General features: G+C 60.3%; 15 protein-coding genes and 1 pseudogene. 8 read left to right on the top strand and 8 right to left on the bottom strand.

All coding sequences use genetic code 11. The annotated features are described in order from the left end of the window. Positions 1 to 10: 10 nt before the first annotated feature. From LZG00_16035 to LZG00_16025, 3 genes are all read right to left on the bottom strand, one after another. Positions 11 to 958 carry a DUF2235 domain-containing protein gene (locus LZG00_16035; protein ID MCF3595501.1) on the bottom strand — a complete coding sequence of 316 codons (948 nt, stop codon included), beginning with the start codon at positions 956 to 958 and terminating at the stop codon, positions 11 to 13. Between the two features lie 88 nt (positions 959 to 1,046). Then, positions 1,047 to 3,341, bottom strand: coding sequence for a xanthine dehydrogenase family protein molybdopterin-binding subunit (locus LZG00_16030; GenBank protein ID MCF3595500.1), 2,295 nt, complete (start codon positions 3,339 to 3,341; stop codon positions 1,047 to 1,049). A gap of 126 nt (positions 3,342 to 3,467) precedes the next feature. Then, a complete protein-coding gene (locus LZG00_16025; protein MCF3595499.1) occupies positions 3,468 to 4,610 on the bottom strand; it encodes a type III PLP-dependent enzyme in 1,143 nt (380 codons plus the stop codon). Between the two features lie 112 nt (positions 4,611 to 4,722). Here LZG00_16025 and LZG00_16020 point away from each other — a divergent pair, with 112 nt between their 5' ends. Beyond that, positions 4,723 to 5,157, top strand: a complete 435-nt coding sequence (locus LZG00_16020; protein MCF3595498.1) for an Lrp/AsnC family transcriptional regulator — start codon at positions 4,723 to 4,725, stop codon at positions 5,155 to 5,157. A 108-nt stretch (positions 5,158 to 5,265) separates the two neighbouring features. Next, positions 5,266 to 5,844: a hypothetical protein gene (locus LZG00_16015; GenBank protein MCF3595497.1), complete on the top strand. Its 579-nt coding sequence runs from the start codon at positions 5,266 to 5,268 to the stop codon at positions 5,842 to 5,844. 56 nt (positions 5,845 to 5,900) lie between these two features. Here the strand turns inward: LZG00_16015 and LZG00_16010 are convergent, their stop codons facing one another. Continuing rightward, positions 5,901 to 6,869: a zinc transporter ZntB gene (locus tag LZG00_16010; protein ID MCF3595496.1), complete on the bottom strand. Its 969-nt coding sequence runs from the start codon at positions 6,867 to 6,869 to the stop codon at positions 5,901 to 5,903. Positions 6,870 to 7,008: 139 nt separating this feature from the next. Here LZG00_16010 and LZG00_16005 point away from each other — a divergent pair, with 139 nt between their 5' ends. Next, positions 7,009 to 10,134, top strand: a complete 3,126-nt coding sequence (locus LZG00_16005; protein MCF3595495.1) for a valine--tRNA ligase — start codon at positions 7,009 to 7,011, stop codon at positions 10,132 to 10,134. A 290-nt stretch (positions 10,135 to 10,424) separates the two neighbouring features. Here LZG00_16005 and LZG00_16000 read toward each other — a convergent pair whose 3' ends face one another. After that, on the bottom strand, positions 10,425 to 11,216 hold the full coding sequence (locus tag LZG00_16000; protein MCF3595494.1) for a crotonase/enoyl-CoA hydratase family protein: 792 nt from the start codon (positions 11,214 to 11,216) through the stop codon (positions 10,425 to 10,427). Positions 11,217 to 11,281: 65 nt separating this feature from the next. Then, positions 11,282 to 11,449 carry a Tat pathway signal protein gene (locus LZG00_15995; GenBank protein ID MCF3595493.1) on the bottom strand — a complete coding sequence of 56 codons (168 nt, stop codon included), beginning with the start codon at positions 11,447 to 11,449 and terminating at the stop codon, positions 11,282 to 11,284. 97 nt (positions 11,450 to 11,546) lie between these two features. Between LZG00_15995 and LZG00_15990 the strand changes: the two genes are divergently transcribed. Beyond that, a complete protein-coding gene (locus LZG00_15990; GenBank protein MCF3595492.1) occupies positions 11,547 to 12,668 on the top strand; it encodes a pyridoxal phosphate-dependent aminotransferase in 1,122 nt (373 codons plus the stop codon). 80 nt (positions 12,669 to 12,748) lie between these two features. Next, a complete protein-coding gene (locus LZG00_15985) occupies positions 12,749 to 12,940 on the top strand; it encodes a hypothetical protein (protein MCF3595491.1) in 192 nt (63 codons plus the stop codon). A 121-nt stretch (positions 12,941 to 13,061) separates the two neighbouring features. Here the strand turns inward: LZG00_15985 and LZG00_15980 are convergent, their stop codons facing one another. Continuing rightward, the gene (locus LZG00_15980) at positions 13,062 to 14,255 is read right to left on the bottom strand and encodes an aminotransferase class V-fold PLP-dependent enzyme (protein ID MCF3595490.1); all 1,194 of its coding nucleotides are present in this window, start codon (positions 14,253 to 14,255) and stop codon (positions 13,062 to 13,064) included. A 176-nt stretch (positions 14,256 to 14,431) separates the two neighbouring features. Here LZG00_15980 and LZG00_15975 point away from each other — a divergent pair, with 176 nt between their 5' ends. Together LZG00_15975 and LZG00_15970 are read left to right on the top strand one after the other, a co-directional pair. Beyond that, positions 14,432 to 15,112 carry a protein tyrosine phosphatase gene (locus LZG00_15975; protein MCF3595489.1) on the top strand — a complete coding sequence of 227 codons (681 nt, stop codon included), beginning with the start codon at positions 14,432 to 14,434 and terminating at the stop codon, positions 15,110 to 15,112. Further along, the gene (locus tag LZG00_15970) at positions 15,109 to 17,025 is read left to right on the top strand and encodes an ABC transporter ATP-binding protein/permease (protein MCF3595488.1); all 1,917 of its coding nucleotides are present in this window, start codon (positions 15,109 to 15,111) and stop codon (positions 17,023 to 17,025) included. Before LZG00_15975 ends, LZG00_15970 begins: the two co-directional genes overlap by 4 nt. On the opposite strand, the pseudogene LZG00_15965 reads toward LZG00_15970, so the two are convergent. Continuing rightward, positions 16,961 to 17,578, bottom strand: a pseudogene (locus LZG00_15965) (TIGR04283 family arsenosugar biosynthesis glycosyltransferase). The gene LZG00_15970 and the pseudogene LZG00_15965 overlap by 65 nt on opposite strands. A gap of 64 nt (positions 17,579 to 17,642) precedes the next feature. Between LZG00_15965 and LZG00_15960 the strand changes: the two are divergent. Then, positions 17,643 to 18,392, top strand: a complete 750-nt coding sequence (locus LZG00_15960) for a folate-binding protein (protein MCF3595487.1) — start codon at positions 17,643 to 17,645, stop codon at positions 18,390 to 18,392. Positions 18,393 to 18,696 lie beyond the last annotated feature (304 nt).

Raw genomic sequence — 18,696 nt, 5'->3', positions numbered from 1 at the left:
CGACCTCGCATCAAACCACGGCGCGCGCGCCCGAATGCGCCACTTCGCGCTGGCCTACGCTTTCATGTATCCGCTCCGAACGGTCCTCCCCCACCACCCGGCGCCTTCGGACCCAAAAGAGCTTGCCCCAACTCATCCAAGTCCCCACCGACGGCGCGCTCGGATCGGTCGGAAAATCCAGCCGCCAGCCCGTCGGCAACGGTAAACCACAGCCCTCGGCCTTTTCCAGCATCCAGACCAGCGGAATATTGGCCAGTGGGCGCGCCGCATCAAACCCGCCCAACTGCCCGCCAATATCGCCGTGTGCGCCGGCAAACCACACCTGCTCAACCCGCGCCAACGCATCGTCGGGGCAATGCCAAAGCTCCGGCGCGAACGCCTCGCGCGTCTCATTCAGGGCCAGCGCATGAAACCCGTGTTTGATCGACGGGCCCAAAGCATGGTTGTGAAACTCATGCGCCGGTTCTGACCAACGCCACAAAATCGGTAGCCGCAATCCCAACGCCTTTACCGTGTCCCACACCCCGACCATCTCGATTTCCACCGTTTCGTGGCAATGCGCACGGCGAAAGGCCGCGCCTGCCCGACTGTCCGGCGCGGCTTGATAATGGCGATAGGCGGTCTGCACATTGCGTTCGGTCGCATACTCCGCCTTCAGCAACCCCACCTGATCAATCACGCCAGCCAACGAACGCACCGCAAAGGCACCGCGCGAATACCCCATCAGGAAAATCTTGTCACCGGGGCGATAGCGTGAGGACAGATAGCCATAGGCGCGCTTGATCTGGCGGTTGATACCGCGCCCCAGCATCACATCACGGGTCGCGCGCCAGTCCTCCCATTGCACACCGGACTCGTAATAGAGCGATACCGGCGCGCCGATCCGTGACAGCAGCCGATAGGTCAGCCCAGCATTGCTCTCGCGTCCCGGCATCAAAGAGGCCATGGTCCCATCCATGATAATCACATGGATGATCGGCCCACGGCCCCGCGCCAGAGCCGGTTTGCCGCCGCGCTGCCATGGCCTCAGCCAGTCAAAAAGCTTTTTACCCCAATGCCTTGGCATCTTGCATCATCTTCCAAACCCGCTCGGGCGTGAACGGCATATCGGCCTGCCGCACCCCCATACCCCAAAGGGCGTCGCCAACCGCATTGGCCACAGCCGCCATCGCCCCCACGGTTCCGGCCTCGCCACAGCCCTTCATCCCCATCGGATTGGCGGTTGACGGCACAGGCACGGTGTCAAACCCGATCATGGGCAGATCATTGGCGCGCGGCAAGGCGTAGTCCATGAAACTTGCCGTGAGCAATTGACCGTCATCGTCATGCACCACCCGCTCCATCAAGGCTTGGCCGGCGCCCTGCGCCACCCCGCCATGCACCTGCCCCTCGGCCAGCATCGGATTGATCAGATTGCCGAAATCGTCCACCACGCTATAGCGCTCCAATGTGACCTGCCCGGTTTCGCAATCTATCTCGACCTCGGCGAAATGCACCCCGTTGGGAAAACTGCGCCCCGGTAGCTTGGCCCGTTTCTCATGGCTCAGAAGATCACTGCGCCCGTCCTCACGCGCCATCTCGGCGGCTTCCAACAACGTCGGGGTCAGGTTAGACCCCGGTGCGCGAAACCGTTCATCATCAAAGCTAACCGCGTCCTCCTCGACCCCCATCTTCTCGGCCAGATACGCACCAAACGCCGCAATCATCGCCTCCGTCGTGGCCAAGGTGGCATGCGACTGGGTGGTGACAGACCGGGAGCCCCCGGTGCCACCACCCTGCGCAATAAGGTCACTATCACCCTGAACCACTTCAATTGCCTCTGCCGGAATCCCGGTCTGATCGGACAGGAATTGCGCATGAACGGTTTCATGCCCCTGCCCGTTCGATTGGGTGCCGACGAAAAGCTTCACTCGTCCATCCTCGTTAAACACTACCTTCGCGCCTTCCGCAGGATCACCCAAAATACTTTCAATATAGTAACAAAGCCCGAGTCCGCGTTTCTTGCCGTTTTGTTCGCTCGCCGCGCGCCGCGCCGCGAACCCATTGAGCTCGCCAAATTCGGCCCCGCGCTGCAAAACGCGGGCAAATTCACCAACATCAATCAACTCCCCGGTCAGGCTCTTATAGGGAAACGCTTCCGGCGCGATAAAGTTGCGCCGCCTCAGCTCCAGCGGATCAACCCCCAATTCGCGCGCCGCCCGGTCCATCATCCGCTCGATCAGATAAATCGCCTCGGGCCGCCCGGCCCCGCGATAGGCATCGACCGGCACGGTGTTGGTAAAATATCCCTCAACCTGCAACCAGACCGCGCCCATATCATAAACCCCGGTCAAAACCCGGCTGAACAACACGGTCTGAATAAGCTGGGCAAACTGGCTATTATACGCCCCAAGATTGCAACGCGTGTGCACCCGATAGCCGATGATCTTCAGATCCTCGTCAAACGCCAGCGCCGCATCATGTTCAAGATCACGCCCATTCGCGTCTGACATCATCGCCTCGCTGCGTGTCGACATCCAGCGCACAGGCCGGTTCAACATCCGCGCCGCCTGCGCCACCAGAAATTGCTCGGGATGCGGCTGTCCCTTCATGCCAAATCCGCCGCCGGTATCGGGGTTGGTCACCCGCACATTCTCGGGCGCGATCCCCAGCATCTTGGCCAACGCCGCCTTTGGCACCCAAACGCCCTGCGCATTCACCGCCAGATGCAGCCGCCCATCTTCCATTTCGGCGTAACAGCCGCGCGGCTCCATCGACGCCACGATGATACGGTTGTCTTCCACCGACAGACTCACGACATGCGACGCCCTCTCAAACGCCTCGGCCGTCGCCGCCTCGTCGCCAATCCCCCAATCAAACGCCCGGTTCCCCGGCGCCGCTTCGTGCAACGTGGTCTCGCCAGCCCCGCGCGCCAGCATCACCGGCAAATCTTCAATCTCGGGCATGATTATTTCGGCGGCGTCACGCGCCTGCTCGGGCGTGTCGGCCACCACCATCGCGATGATCTCGCCAACATGGCGCACCCGCCCTTCGGCCATCAACGGGCGCTTGGGGCGCGCCGATTTGCTGCCATCGCGGTTTTCGACCCCCATCGCCGCCATGCCCGCGGTAATCCCCGCCGCAACCAACCCGGCTCCATCCAGCACCAGATGCACACCTTCCGCCGCTTTTGCCTCTTCCAGATCGAGCGCACCCAACGCCCCATGCGCCACATCCGAGCGCAGGAAATGAACGAAAAGCGCGCCCTCCGGCGCGATATCATCCACATAACGCCCCTGCCCGGTCAGAAACCGCTGGTCTTCCACCCGCCGCACCGATTGCGATTTTCCGAATTTTTCCATGGTCCTGCCCCGCCTTGCCGCCCTGCAAAGACACAACCTAACGGGCCACGGCAGACAGGCAATCCCACCGCGTTCATTTTCTTGGCAAAAATGCTTATTGGCGCAACGTTTGCCCCAATTACCGGCTCACACATCCGGCGTTTCCCCGGCCAGGGTCACAACCTCTCCCAGACCATAGCCATTGAACGCCGTGGCAATGGCCAGCGAATACGCGCCCAGCCCTTGAAACAACACATAATCCCCCTCAGCAATATCGTGCGGCAACTCCACCGGCCCCGGCAGGCAATCCAGACTGTCACAGGTCGGCCCGAACACCTTGCGCACCTCACCTTGCCCCGCGCGGTCGTGTCCGTGCGGCGTCATCACCCTGATGCGATCACTGCCCGCAATATCGCGCAGCTCTGACAATGCGCCGTAAATGCCATCGTTCAAGAACACCGCCCCATCGGCGCGGATCGCCTTGACCCGCGTGGCCAGCGTAAAGCTCTCCGCCACCATCGCGCGCCCCGGCTCACAGACAAGCCGTACCGCGCCCGCCCCGAACGCCGCCCGCGTCTCGGCAGCAATGCGCGCGAAAATCGCCTCCAGATCCGGCGCAGCCCCACTGCGATGCGCCGCAAATCCGCCGCCCACATTCAACCGTTCCAAACGCACTCCGGCGCGGTTCGCCACCGCCGCGCACACCCGGATATACTCCGCCCAAGCCTTTGGGTCGGCGCATTGCGTGCCCGGATGAAACGTCATCGCTGGTGCAAAACCGCGCAGTGCAACCTCGCGCAGCAACGCCTCGGCCTCCTCGGGCGTCGCCCCGAACTTGGCCCCGAAATCATAGGCCGCGCCGGAAACCGGCAAGGCCAGCCGCACCGCCACTTCCTCGCCCGCAAACCGCGGCTTGCCCAACTTGTCGAGCTCGCCCATCGCATCGACCGACCACGACACCACCCCGGCCTCAACCCCCGCAGCCACCTCGGCGCACGAGCGCACCGGATTGTTGTAATGCAGCCTTGCATCAGGGTCTGCCGCGCGCGCCAATTCCATCTCGCGCGGGCTGGCCACGTCAAACGCGCCAATCCCCGCCGCCACCAGGTTTTCCAGAACCATCGGCGCCGCATTGGCCTTGACCGCATAGGTCACAAGCCCGTCAAACCCCGCCTGAAACCGCCTTGCCGTGGCCTGCAACACGTAAGGATCGAAATACATCACCACATGGTCGGGCTGGCTACGCCGCAGATGTGGGCGTGGATCGGTGAAGGTCACATCAGAAAACATCTCGGGCGCCTCAATCGCTGGTTTTCTTTTCAGTTTTTGCTGAAATCTTGTCGAATCTGCGTGGCATATTTGCTATTTTGTCAGAAATCCTCGTCATAATGATCGGCAAACCATGCAAATTGACGATACTGACCGCAGCCTGTTGGCGCTACTGGCCGAAAACGCCCGCAGCCCCGTCGCCACTCTGGCGCGCAAGCTGAACCTCGCGCGCACCACCGTGCAGGCCCGCATCGAACGCCTCGAAGCGCGCGGCGTCATCGCGGGCTATACCCTGCGTCTGGGCCACCCAATGCGCGCCTCGATCCGCGCCACCGTGCTGATCTCGATCGAACCACGCAGCCAACCCACGGTGATGGCGCGTCTGCGCGCGCTGCCCGTGGTCGAACAGGTCCACACCACAACGGGGCGTTTTGATCTGATCGCCACACTGACCGCGCCCACAACCGAAGCACTCGACACCACCCTCGACAGCATCGCAGAAGCCAAAGGCGTGCGAAGCTCGGAAAGCTTGATCCACCTGACAACCAAGATCGACCGAACCACTTGAACCCGACATGAGGTCTTGTGTCCCCCTTGGCATCACCGGGGGGCCAGCAGGCCAAGCTCATTTCATTTTCAGTTGCTATTTAGGTAAATGAATTGTGTTATTGTTGCGATGAGTGACATTAAGACTAGTGAATATGTATTAGATGCAAGCGACCGGATCATTTCGGTAAGTCCACAGTGGGACCAATTTGCAATTGAAAATGACACGCCCGGTGCAATGGCAGAAAATGTCATCGGGCGACAAGTCTGGGACTTTGTCGAAGGCCTTGAAACCGCCTCGTATCTGAACGCGATCTTTTTTGCGTGCCGGATGGATACTGAAAGTTTCGATATTCTCTATCGCTGCGACGCCCCTGAAATAAAAAGAATGTTTCGTATGTCCGTGCATCCCGAAGAAAAGGGCGTCCTGACATTGCGCCATGACCTGCTTCACTCAAAATCACGCCTGCATACGAATAAAGTCGAAGTCTTTACCGATCACTATGACAGCACGAGATGTTCGGTATGTTGCTCATTTCTGATAGGTGAAAACTGGATCGATGTCTTTCCATATCTGAATGATCGGTATTTCCCCAAAAGCTACTCGGTTTGCCCCGCGTGTCGGGAACTCGCCCAAAAAGGCATTGATCAAATGACCCATAGGGACGGCTCAACCAAAGTGGTGAGGTTTCCAAGCTCATCCAATTGAGAAATTTAAGCCAATCTTCAAAAAGGCGCTATACGGCCAACACATTGTTTTCGCCCTTATCCCTGCCCCATTAATCCCATGCGCCGGAACAGCCATATCTGAAACAGACAGACCACCACCAAAAGCCCACACACCGCCCAGAACGCCCAAGACACACCATCCCCCGGAATCCCGCCCACGTTGATCCCCAACAGCCCGGTGATCAGCCCTAGCGGCAGGAAAATCGCCGCCACCACTGACAAAACCAACATCTGCCTGTTCATCTGTTCGGCACGCAGGTCGGCAATCTGGTCGTGGATCACCTGTGCGCGGTCGCGGATTGCGTCCAATTCCTCGGCCAGCCGCGTCACCCGCTCTGACGCCTCTCGCACCCGCGCCCGCCCGCCGCGCTGCTGCCAGGGCAGTTCTTCGATTTCAAACGTGGTCAACGCATCGCGCTGCGGAAACATATAGCGACGCAGCACAATCGCCATACGTCGTGTATCCGCCAACACCCCGCGCCCGGCCACGCGCCCGCCCTCCAACACCTGATCCTCCAAATCATCAATCCGCTCGTTGAGCGCCATCACCACCGGCTCGGCCCGATCCGCCAGCCTCAGCGCGATGCGCGCCATCAATTCGCCGGGGTCGGGCGCGCCATGCCCGGCCAATATTTCTGTGATCACATCTCGCACCGCGTAAAGCGGGCGGCGCTGCAATGTGATCACTAAACGCTCCGACAGATACATGCGCAGCGAAACCATGTCCTCGGGTTCAGACCCCGGCGTCAGGTTCACGCCGCGCAGGTTCATCAAAACCGTATCGTCATGCACCGTGCAACGCGGTCGCGTTTCCTCTGCCGTCAGCGCCGCAATCACCAGCGGGTCAAGCCCGGATTTGGCAAACCAGCCTTCGATGTCCTCATCGCGCCCTGAAAGATGCACCCAATGATACCCCTCCGCAGGCAGATCGCTCATGCCTAAAGGCGTGGCAATCTCTGCCGCTTTCCCCGGTCGCCCCAACCAAAACGCCTTTGCTTCACTCATCAACCCACTCCCTTTTGCGCTGCCCGGCTCAATACCAAACCAATACTAACGGCGAAAACTGCCCTTGCCGCTTTTCCTTTGCGCCCTCATTGGATAGAGAAACCCTAAACGAGACGCGGATCAAGCAGGACACTTTGATATGGCGATGGACAAGACATTCAACGCGGCCGAGGCCGAAGCGCGCATCTATGACGCATGGGAGCGCGCAGGCGCCTTCCGGGCGGGCGCAAACAAGTCGCGCGATGAAACCTTCACCATCATGATCCCGCCGCCCAACGTCACGGGCGCGCTGCATGTCGGCCATGCCTTTAACAACACGCTTCAGGATATCCTGATCCGCTGGCACCGCATGCGTGGTTTCGACACCCTCTGGCAACCCGGCCAAGACCACGCTGGCATCGCCACGCAATTGCAGGTCGAAAAACAACTGAAAGCCGCGGGCGAGCCGGGTCGACGCGAGCTTGGCCGTGAGAAATTCCTCGGAAAAGTCTGGGAATGGAAGGGCCAATACGGTGGCACCATTGTCGAGCAGTTGAAACGCCTCGGCTGCTCATGTGATTGGGACCGCAACGCCTTCACCATGGCCGGCGCCCCCGGCGACCCGCGCACAGGCCACGAAAACTCGCCCAACTTCCACGACGCCGTGATCAAGGTTTTCGTCGATATGTACGAAAAGGGCCTGATCTATCGCGGCAAACGCCTCGTCAACTGGGACCCGCATTTCGAGACCGCGATTTCCGATCTCGAAGTCGAAAACATCGAAACCCCCGGCCACATGTGGCACTTCAAATACCCCCTCGCGGGCGGCGAAACCTACACATATGTCTCGAAAGACGAAGACGGCAACGTCCTCTTTTCCGAGGAACGCAACTATATCTCAATCGCCACCACCCGCCCCGAAACCATGCTCGGCGATGGCGCGGTGGCCGTTCACCCCTCCGATGAACGCTACGCCGCAATCGTTGGCAAGCTCTGCGAAATCCCCGTCGGCCCCAAAGAACACCGCCGCCAAATCCCGATCATCACCGATGACTACCCCGATCCCACTTTTGGTTCGGGCGCGGTCAAGATCACCGGCGCGCATGATTTCAACGACTATGCCGTCGCCAAACGCGGCAACATCCCCTGCTATCGCCTGATGGACACGCGCGGCCACATGCGCGCCGATGGTGCCCCTTACGCCGATGAATCCGCCAAGGCGCAGGACTATGCCCGCGGCACGCCCTTCACCGAAAACGAAATCGACGCGATCAACCTCGTGCCCGAAGACCTGCGCGGTCTGGATCGTTTTGAGGCCCGCAAGCTCGTGGTCCACCAAATCACTTCCGAAGGCCTCGCCGTCATGCTCCCCGAAACCGTCACTGATGACGACGGCAACGAGGAGACGCAATTGGTCCCATATGTCGAATCCAAACCCATCATGCAGCCCTTCGGCGACCGCTCCCAAGTGGTCATCGAACCGATGCTCACCGACCAGTGGTTTGTTGACGCCGAAAAGGTCGTCACCCCCGCGCTCGAAGCCGTCCGCACAGGCAAAACCAAAATCATCCCCGAATCCGGCGAAAAAACCTACTACCACTGGCTTGAGAACATCGAACCTTGGTGCATCTCGCGCCAACTTTGGTGGGGCCATCAGATTCCGGTCTGGTACGGGCTCGATCTTGCTGGAAATGGCTTTAGCGACGACGAAAACGATGGCGCGCTCGATCTGGTCGAAATGGGCCGCTTCCTGCTCGACCAATCGCTTTTGGTCGGCGACGAGATTCACCACGCCGCCACCGATCTCGAAACCGTCACCTCTCGCTTCAAGGACAATCTGGCGACGCTTCCCACTCCGCTCAACCACGCGCGTGTCACCGAGGTAGAAGATCGCGCCGCCGCGATCCAAGCGCTCGCCGCCTCCCTTGCTGAGTATGAATCGAGCCAAGACCCGACTGACCTGATCTATCCGGTCTGGCGCGACGCCGACGTGCTCGACACATGGTTCTCCTCCGGCCTCTGGCCTATCGGCACACTGGGCTGGCCCGACTGGGACGAAAGCACCTCCAAATACTTCCCCACCGATGTGCTCATCACCGGCCAAGACATCCTGTTCTTCTGGGTTGCCCGCATGATGATGATGCAGCTCGCCGTGGTCGATGAAATCCCCTTCCACACGGTTTACTTGCATCAACTCGTGCGCGACGAGAAGGGGCAGAAAATGTCCAAGACGCGCGGCAACGTGATTGACCCGCTCGAAATCGTTGATGACTTCGGCGCCGATGCCTTGCGCTTTACCATGGCGCAAATGGCGGCCATCGGCGGCGTGCTCAAACTCTCGACCGACCGGATCAAAGGCTATCGAAACTTTGGCACCAAACTCTGGAATGCCTTCAGCTTTGCCAACCATTACGAGATCAAATCAACCGGCGATCAAACCCCGCCGAAACCCGAATTGACCCTCAATAAATGGATCATCGGCGAAGTTGCCAAGACCCGCGCCGAGGTTGACGCCGCCCTTGAAAGCTATCGTTTCAACGATGCCGCCAACGCGCTCTATGCCTTTACCTGGGGCAAGCTGTGCGACTGGTATCTGGAGTTCTCCAAGCCCATCCTGCAAGGCGACGATGCAACCGCCAAGGCCGAGACAGAAGCCACCCTTGCATGGGTTCTCGACCAAGCCCTGATCCTGCTGCACCCGATCATGCCCTTCATCACAGAAGAGCTTTGGGATCAAACCGCGACCCGCCCCAAAATGCTGGTCCATGCCGATTGGCCGACCTACGGCGATGAATTGGTTGATGCCGACGCGGACCGCGAAATGAACTGGGTCATTTCGATGATCGAATCCACCCGTTCGGCGCGTCAGCAAATGCACGTCCCCGCCGGGCTAAAAGTCCCGATGGTTCTGCGCACCCTTGACGACGCAGGCCGCACCGCATGGGCCAATAACGAGGTGATGATCAAACGCCTTGCCCGGATCGACAGCCTGACCGAAATGGCCGATTTCCCCAAAGGCACGATCACCATCGCGGTTGAAGGCGGCGAATTCGGCCTGCCGCTGGCCGATATCATCGACATCGACGAAGAAAAGGCGCGGCTTGAAAAATCCATTGGCAAACTGGCCAAGGAAATCGGCGGTCTCAAGGGGCGGTTGAACAACCCCAAATTCGCCGAAAACGCGCCCGATGAAGTGGTGGAAGAAGCCCGCGAAAACCTGCGCGCCCGCGAAGAGGAAGACGCCACGCTGAAATCCGCGTTGGCCCGTTTGCAAGAGGTCGGCTGAAACCGCCAGCGAGCCCGGCTATTGCCTGCCCCTGGGCTGGCGAAGGCCCGGCGCCCTCGGCTTAAGTCCGGGCTTCGCATTGTCCCTGCCGCGCGCTGCGTTAAGTAAATTTCGCGTTAATCGACACGATTTCACCCGGCAGCCGCATGTCAGCCGGGCAGCAGCCGGGAGTCACCCCCCGGTTTTCACACCAAAAATGTAGTTAACGCTACCGCGCGCACAGTTAACAAACCGAACCGCGACTCGCCCCGTAGGGCCGGGTATTTCGATCTTCTGACCGTGCTCCAAAATCAACCGAACTTAGCCGCCCGCTTGGCCATATTCGCAGCGATCACCTCCATCTGATGCGGCTTGCCGATCAGGTCGGTTTGCTCGCGACTTTCGGCCATCAAGACCGCATCTTCTCCCGCCCCGCTTTCGGCAACGCCAATCAACCGCTTGGCCGCACGCACAGCACTCGGGCTCTTGCCTGCAATCTGCGCCGCCAAGTCCTGCGCCGCCGCCAAAGGATCATCAGAAAGCTCGGTCACAAAGCCCCAGTCCACGCCCTGCACAGCACTCACCGGTTCAGCCGTATAGGTCATCCGCCGGATCACATCCGAACGCATCAATTGCGGCATCAAAACCATGCCGCCCATATCCGGCACCAAGCCCCATTTCATCTCCATCACCGACATCTTGGTTTCCGGGTCGGCAATGCGAATATCCGCCCCCAGCGCCAGTTGAAAACCCGCGCCATAGACAACACCGTGAAGCGCTGCGATCACTGGCACCGGCACCCGTCGCCAGACCAACGCAACCTCTTGATAAAGATTGGTATTCTTGTCCTTCCAGCGCGGCATAACCGCCGCTTCGGGGTCTTTTCCTGCCAACATCGCAAAGCTCGCGACATCAAGTCCCGCACAAAATGCCCGTCCCTCACCAGACAGCACCACAGCGCGCACATCCGCGTTGTCGCAAAGCGCCTCACCGGCCTCCACAATCGCTTCCGCCATCGCCATATCCACCCCGTTCATCTTGTCGGCACGGCTCAACGTGACATGGGCAACATGGTCTCGAATTTCAGTGATAACGCGGGCCATCGGCAATCCTCCAATTGGTTGCACAACAAACTGCCCGTAAAGGCGGAATTGGAAAAGCCCTAACCCTACGGCACGAGCCTCTCCACAGCCCGCATTGCCCCCGCCGCCTTGTCATAAACCAACGTCAAAATCCGTCGCCCGCCGCCGGTTTTCGCCGCGATTTGAGGCAGGCTTCGGACCGTGCCGGCCGCCACTGCTGCGGCAATAAACCCGCGTCTTGAAAGGTTCGCCATAAATGCTTCTCCAGTTGCGAATGACTCTCATCTAAGTATCGCAAAAGCCCCATTCAACATCTTGCCCGACCCATGCCGAAAGGGTTAACTCGCCTCCATGAACAAAGATTCCGCCTCCGGCCCCCGCCTGACACCCCTCGCACTGTCCCTCCCCGCCGCCGTCCCCTTCGTCGGCCCCGAGGCACAAGAACGCCTGCAAGCCTTTGATTTCAAATCACGTTTAGGCGCTAACGAGAACGTTTTCGGCCCCTCTCCCAAGGCCATTGAGGCGCTGCAAAAGTCGGCTTGCGACATCTGGATGTATGGCGACCCGGAAAGCCACGATCTGCGCGCTGCACTGGCCGATCACCATAATGTGAAGCCGGAAAATATCGTTGTAGGAGAAGGCATTGACGGCCTTCTCGGCTATCTCGCCCGCCTTACGGTTGGCCCCGGCGACAAGGTGGTCACATCCGATGGAGCCTACCCCACCTTCAACTATCACGTCGCCGGATTCGGCGGGGAACTGGTCAAGATCCCGTATGAAAACGACCGCGAGAACCTCCCGGCGCTGATCGCCAAAGCTCGGGAAACAAACGCAAAACTGATCTATTTCGCCAATCCCGACAACCCCATGGCAAGCTGGCTCACCGGTGCTGAAGTCGAAGCCGCGTTGGACGATATCCCTCCCGGCACCCTCCTCGTCCTCGACGAAGCCTACATTGAATTCGCGCCCGAAAACGCCGTTCCCCAGATCGCCATCGACGATCCCCGCGTGATCCGGATGCGCACGTTTTCAAAGGCTTATGGCATGGCTGGTGCGCGCGTCGGCTATGCCATGGGCGCGGCCGAAACGATCACCGCCTTTAACAAGATCCGCAATCATTTCGGCATGAACAGAAGCGCGCAGATTGCTGCACTCGCCGCGCTGGAAGATCAGCCTTGGCTTGCTCAAACCATTGCAAACGTGGCGCAATCCCGAGAAGCCATCGCCCGAATCGCCGCCGATAACGGCCTCACCGCGCTGCCCTCGGCGACCAATTTTGTCGCTATCGATTGTGGCGCCGATGCCGCCTTCGCCAAATCCCTGCTCGATGCCCTGACCGCCCGCGCGATCTTCGTGCGTATGCCCTTCGCCGCGCCCGGAAATCGTTGCATCAGACTGTCTTGTGGTCGCCCGCAAGACCTTGCCCTGTTTGAAAAAACCTTGCCAGAAGCGCTGTCTGCCACGCGCGCCTGACCAAAGCTCACAAATCCTTTACCTCTTGTTCGTACCTCGCTGCTATACTGACGCAAGCGTATGTGTAAGAGGAGCCAGATATGCCGGATCAAACCCGCCGCGCCGCCGCGCCAGACTATACCAACGCCGCACTGACCATGGGTTTCGTAAATCTGTTCTGGTCGTTGCTGCTGATCTCGGCCAATTTCGGTCTGCCTGCGGCCCTGACCATTGCGGTTTTTCTCAACTACCTGATAACGCGCCTCGCCCACCATCGCGCTCGCATGGGTTAAAACACCGCACCAGTGGTGATACTGCCTAATATAAAAGGGCGCTGTGGCCGACACAAACCGCCGGGGGTCAGTCTTGTGAATCTTGGCCTCGATCCCGCTTGGCAAACCAGATAGCCAAAACTCAGGGTTTCGCCAACACCTGCGCCGCCGCCGACAACGCCCCTTGCCCATGCGGAATATCCAACGCCACGAATGCCGCCTCGATCCCGCCCAAAAGCCCCATGATCATCTGCGCATTCACATGTCCCATATGGCCCAGACGGAAAAACCCCCCGCCAGTCGGGTCGCCCTCCTCCGACATTCCCAATCCGATTCCCAAGGTCAGCCCGGCGTTCTCTTCCACCCATTGCCGCAGTCTCGGTCCATGCGGCAACCCGATCCGCAAGGCCGTCACCGCCCGCGACCGGTGCGCGCGATCGCTCACGTTCAGTGACAGCGGCCCACCCTCGCCCCATGTCTCGCAGGCGCTCCAGATCGCCCGGGCCAACCGGTCGTGCCGCGCCCAGACCGTTTCGATTCCCTCAGCGCGAATCAGATCAAGCGCGGCACGCAAGCCAAACAGGTGGTGCGTCGGCGCGGTGCCGCCAAAATGCTGATAGAACATTTCCGGATCAAGCCGTGGTGCCCAGTCCCAATAGCGGCTCACCCGCGGCATCGCATGGCGCACCGCTTCGGCCTTTTCGCTCACGAAAACAAAGCCCATACCGGGTGGCACCATCAGCCCCTTTTGGCTGGCTGTCACGGCCACATCGACGCCCCAAGCATCCATTTCGAACCGGTCACACCCCATTGAGGCGATGCAATCGACCATCAAAAGCGCCTCATGTCCGGCCGCGTCCATCGCTGCACGCAGGCTGGGAATATCGTTCAGAACTCCGGTTGACGTATCAACATGCGTCGCAAGAACCGCTTTGATCCGCCCCGCCTTGTCAGCCCTCAAAGCCTGCGTCACCGCCTCAACATCAAATGTATTGCGCCCGAAATCCAGAAGCTCAACCTCTGCCCCCAGACCCTCGGCCATCTCTGCCCAGCCATGACCAAATCGCCCGGTCGCCGGCATCAGAACCCGATCACCCGGGCTCAAGACATTGGCCAGAGCCGCTTCCCACGCGCCATGCCCATTCGCGATATAGAGGGCAACCTTGCCGTCGGTTCGCGCCACATAGCGCAGGTCAGGCAGGATCAAGGCCGTCATCTCCACCAGTTCACCGGCATAGATGTTGGGCGCCGCGCGATGCATCGCGCGCAACACTTCCTCGGGCATCACGGACGGCCCCGGGATGGCAAGATATGAACGACCACCCGCATCCGACATGCGCGATTCTCCTATCGTGTTTCAATCGCGACCCTACCGGTGACGCGCCCCGCGTCAATCCCACCGCAAACGTCCCACCACATCCACACGCTTGCCCTCGGCGGCGCGCTTCTCTACATGGGGAAGACCCGCAGGCTCCGCCATGCCTGCCTGACGCGATGAGCCCGGATGTGCGCATGACGCCGATCGCCAGATTGAAAGCATGGGAACGCGAATTGCGGCCTCAAAAGCTCTCTGCATTCGCCAACGCGCAGGACCGCAGGCGCGCAGAGATCTACGAACTGTGGCTCGATCATGGATTCCTGCGCCGGGTCTGGAGCAATTTCCATCAGATTGCGCCCGGTGTCTTCCGCTCAAATCAACCCGACCGCAAGCGTCTCGAAAAATGGAAGGCGCGCGGCATCAACACGGTTCTCAACCTGCGCGGCGGCCTCAGCCCGGCGCCTATGGTGCTTGAGCGCGAGGCATGTCAGGATCTTGAAATCGACCTGCACCAACAACCCCTCGCCGCCCGAGAAGCGCCTGAACGCGAAAATCTGCTCGGTCTGATCGCCCTGTTTCGCACCCTGCCGCGCCCCTTTGCCATGCACTGCAAATCCGGCGCCGACAGGGCCAGCTTTGCCTCCGCCATCTATCTGCTTACACAGGAGAACGCGCCTGTCTGCGAAGCGCGCAAGATGCTCTCGCCCCGTTTCATCCATTTCAAATGGACCCGTACGGGAATTCTCGACTACATACTGGACGTCTACGAAGCCCGCGACCGTGCCGAGCCGATCCCCTTTGAAGACTGGATCGCTGAGGAATATGACGCCACCGCCCTGCAAGCCGGGTTCGACGCGAAACGAGGCCGGAAATGACCCAGCCAACCAAAACGCCGCCCGACAATAAGACCAATAATTCTGACAGCAGCCGCACGCTGATGCTCTGGCTCTGGCGCGGGTATCTCAAACGGCATTCCCCCGTGCTTGGTCTGGCGCTTCTGTTGATGGCGCTGGAAGGCGGCATGCAGGGGGCGCTGGCACTGATGATGCGCCCGATGTTCGATCAGGTCTTTCTCGCAGGTGATCGCAGCGCGCTTCTCTGGGTCGGGTTTGGTGTTCTGGCGATTTTCGTGATCCGCGCCATCGCTGCCGTCGGGCAGAAAACCGCGATGGCCTATCTCTCTCAGAACACAGCCGCCGAGATGCGCGCCTCCCTGCTTGACCGGATGATGGTGCAGGACGGCAGCTTTCATCAGACCCACCCGCCCGGCTTCCTGATTCAGCGTGTTCAGGGCGATGTCACGCAGGTCAATCAGGTCTGGCCCAACATCCTCACCGGCGTGGGCCGTGATGTGATTTCTCTGGTGATCCTGATCGGGGTAGCGATTTCGGTTGATTGGCGCTGGACGCTGGTGGCACTGATCGGCGCGCCGGTGCTGATCGCACCCAGCCTGATCGTGCAGCGATTTGTGCGCGCCCGCGCCCGCGAAGCCCGTGATCTCGCCGCCCGTCTTGCCACGCGGCTCGATGAGGTCTTCCACGGCATCATCCCGGTCAAGCTCAACCGACTTGAGCGCTATCAATCCGACCGTTACCGCAAGCTTTCCAAGGACCTGGTGCGGGCCGAGGTGCGCGCGACTGCCGGCATGGCCTCGATCCCCGGTCTTGTCGACGTGATGGCCGGGGTCGGCTTTCTCGGCGTGCTCTGGTTTGGCGGCGGCGAGATTATCGCGGGCGAAAAAACCGTGGGACAGTTCATGTCCTTTTTCACCGCCATCGGTTTCGCCTTCGAGCCGTTGCGCCGCATGGGTGCCATGGCCGGGCTCTGGCAGGTGGCCGCCTCCGGGCTCGAACGCGTAAAGGTTCTGATGGATTCCGAGCCGACGCTGGTTTCCGCCAGCAAGCCTGTCGCCCCTCCCATAGGCATCCCCGGCGTGACGCTCAGAGATGTCAGTCTGTCTTATGGCGACACCAAGGTTCTGAACAACACCACGCTGACTGCCGAGCCTGGGAAGACAACCGCACTTGTCGGCCCTTCGGGTGCGGGCAAATCAACTATTTTCAATTTGCTCACCCGGTTGGTCGATCCGCAAACCGGCAGCGTCGTTATCGGCAATGTAGCAACCACCGACATGGCGCTCGATGGCCTTCGCGATCTGTTTTCCGTGGTCAGCCAGGATGCCGCTCTATTTGACGAAAGCCTACGCGAAAACATCCTTCTTGGGCGCAGCGACGTCAGCGACAATACGCTGCAAGCGGCCCTCAAAGCCGCCCATGTCACCGATTTCCTGCCCAAGCTTGAACAGGGCCTCGATAGCCCGGTCGGTCCTCGCGGCTCAAACCTATCGGGCGGCCAGCGTCAGCGCGTCGCCATCGCCCGTGCGCTCCTGCGCAACACGCCGATCCTGCTGTTGGATGAGGCCACATCGGCGCTCGATGCCCAATCCGAATCCGTGGTTCAAAAGGCACTCGATCAGCTCTCCAAGGGACGCACAACGCTGGTCATCGCACACCGACTGTCCACCGTGCGCAACGCCGACAAGATCATCGTGATGGACCGTGGCGAGGTGGTGGACCAGGGAACGCACGAAGAATTACTGGCACGCGGCGGGCTCTATGCGCATCTGCACTCGCTGCAGTTTCGCACCGACGGTCCTACCGCCGATAGCGTTGCGCTAGCCGCTCAGGGGAAGCGCCTGCGAAAAAGCGGAACTGGAGCACGAGGTTCCTTGCTCCCCGACGAAACCAGCCTTCTCGGGCGAATCTTCGGGCGCTGGTTCGGGCCATAGCGGGCAACCGCAAAAGCCGCTTGCGCCCAAGCGCACGGGCCATCACCACATCTTCCATCAGCGGAATATCGGCAAACCCGCCGACTGTGTCATAAAGCCCACGCGAGATCAGCAGCCCCTGATCGCCAAACGGCAGACCCAACAGCCGCGCGCGCAAATTAGCCCATCCCGCCACGATCCGCGCCGCCAAACCCGGCGCATCGAAAAGCAATCCAAACCATCCTGCCTTATCCGGTGCGTCGCGCAAATGCGCCAATACCGCCGCGCTCCAACCCGGCGCAAGCTGCGTATCGTCATGCAGGAACAACAACCATTCCCCCTGCGCCGCATCCGCGCCGCGCCGCAACTGCCCCCCCCGCGACGCCGCGCCCTCGACCACCACGGCCCCCGCCGCCTCGCCAATCGCCAGCGTTGCATCTTGCGAGCCGCCATCTGCGATCACAAGCTCACGGATCACCCCGGCTTCCAGCCCCTCCATCAAGGCAGCAAGGCAATCGGGCAGGCTCTCAGCTGCATTCAGTGTCGGAATGATAATAGAAACGGCAGCGCGCATCTTGCCCCTGTTATGTAACTTCGCAACTTCTATATTACACACAAGCGACAGACGGGAGAGAGTAATGGAACGCGCGATCTATCGCATCACCGGGGCCGACCGTGAACACTTTTTGCAAGGCTTGGTCACCAACGATGTTGCCGGGCTAAAGCAGGGGCTGGTCTATGCCGCGCTTTTGACGCCGCAGGGCAAATATCTGGCCGATTTCTTTCTGGTGCCCGCCCAAGACTCCATCCTGATCGACATCGCCGCAAGCATCGCCGCACCGACTATTCAACGGCTCACGATGTACAAGCTCCGCGCCGACGTGCAGATCTCCGAGACCGGTTTGCACTTGCATCGCGGCACAGACACCCCTCCCGCTGATGGCTTCACTGATCCGCGTCATCCCGCCCTCGGCTGGCGCGCTTACCGCGAGACACCGCCCGAAGCGAGCGAAGAGCTTCCCGACTGGGACACGCTCCGCGTCAAATACTTGATTCCCGAAACCGGGACTGAACTCACCCCCGACACCTTCATCCTCGAAGCTGATTTCGAACGCCTCAACGGCGTCGATTTTCGCAAGGGCTGTTATGTCGGTCAGGAAGTGACTGCCCGGATGAAACACAAGACCGAGCTGCGCAAGGGATTGGGCCTGATCCACCTCTCCGCCTCGGTTGCCCCCGGCACCGTGCTTACCTCAGACGGCAAACCGGCCGGGACAGTGCATAGCGTGGCGGGCGATCGCGCCATAGCTTATCTGCGCTATGATCGCGCGGAGAAAGATCTGATGGCCGGAGACACCCCCGTTGAATGGCTGCGCGAACCAATTTGAAAGCTCACGGCGCTTTGAAGACGGGGTCGGAGTACTCCGACCCCGCCCTTCGTGGCACACGTGAACCGATTGTTACCATTCTTCTTTATACCCACGAATACCGAAGGGTCCGTCCCTAACGACTGGTTGGCTACCTACACGCACTAACACTTTAAACATGCCAGCCAACGAAAGCGTCCATCGGATAGTAAGACTATGGCGAACGGTTGACGTGCTGGTTAGGGGAAAAACCACAATGCCTTCCCACTATCCGGCGCCGGAACGAAAAAAACCCCGCACATGCAGGGCTTTCAAGGCATTTTGA

Source organism: Rhodobacteraceae bacterium LMO-JJ12 (genome assembly GCA_021555075.1).
Lineage (GTDB): Bacteria > Pseudomonadota > Alphaproteobacteria > Rhodobacterales > Rhodobacteraceae > JAKGBX01.
Note: the sequence above shows the minus strand (reverse complement) of the source record. Positions and strands in the feature narration are given on the sequence as shown.

What these genes read in the sequence shown, in the direction of transcription:
- LZG00_15985 (MCF3595491.1), top strand. Translation starts at nt 12,749, where the DNA reads ATGCCGGATCAAACCCGCCGCGCCGCCGCGCCAGACTATACCAACGCC.
- LZG00_16015 (MCF3595497.1), top strand. Translation starts at nt 5,266, where the DNA reads ATGAGTGACATTAAGACTAGTGAATATGTATTAGATGCAAGCGACCGG.
- LZG00_16000 (MCF3595494.1), bottom strand. Translation starts at nt 11,216, where the DNA reads ATGGCCCGCGTTATCACTGAAATTCGAGACCATGTTGCCCATGTCACG.
- LZG00_15990 (MCF3595492.1), top strand. Translation starts at nt 11,547, where the DNA reads ATGAACAAAGATTCCGCCTCCGGCCCCCGCCTGACACCCCTCGCACTG.
- LZG00_16005 (MCF3595495.1), top strand. Translation starts at nt 7,009, where the DNA reads ATGGCGATGGACAAGACATTCAACGCGGCCGAGGCCGAAGCGCGCATC.
- LZG00_16020 (MCF3595498.1), top strand. Translation starts at nt 4,723, where the DNA reads ATGCAAATTGACGATACTGACCGCAGCCTGTTGGCGCTACTGGCCGAA.
- LZG00_16035 (MCF3595501.1), bottom strand. Translation starts at nt 958, where the DNA reads ATGGATGGGACCATGGCCTCTTTGATGCCGGGACGCGAGAGCAATGCT.
- LZG00_15970 (MCF3595488.1), top strand. Translation starts at nt 15,109, where the DNA reads ATGACCCAGCCAACCAAAACGCCGCCCGACAATAAGACCAATAATTCT.
- LZG00_15960 (MCF3595487.1), top strand. Translation starts at nt 17,643, where the DNA reads ATGGAACGCGCGATCTATCGCATCACCGGGGCCGACCGTGAACACTTT.
- LZG00_16025 (MCF3595499.1), bottom strand. Translation starts at nt 4,610, where the DNA reads ATGTTTTCTGATGTGACCTTCACCGATCCACGCCCACATCTGCGGCGT.
- LZG00_16030 (MCF3595500.1), bottom strand. Translation starts at nt 3,341, where the DNA reads ATGGAAAAATTCGGAAAATCGCAATCGGTGCGGCGGGTGGAAGACCAG.
- LZG00_15995 (MCF3595493.1), bottom strand. Translation starts at nt 11,449, where the DNA reads ATGGCGAACCTTTCAAGACGCGGGTTTATTGCCGCAGCAGTGGCGGCC.
- LZG00_15975 (MCF3595489.1), top strand. Translation starts at nt 14,432, where the DNA reads ATGACGCCGATCGCCAGATTGAAAGCATGGGAACGCGAATTGCGGCCT.
- LZG00_16010 (MCF3595496.1), bottom strand. Translation starts at nt 6,869, where the DNA reads ATGAGTGAAGCAAAGGCGTTTTGGTTGGGGCGACCGGGGAAAGCGGCA.
- LZG00_15980 (MCF3595490.1), bottom strand. Translation starts at nt 14,255, where the DNA reads ATGTCGGATGCGGGTGGTCGTTCATATCTTGCCATCCCGGGGCCGTCC.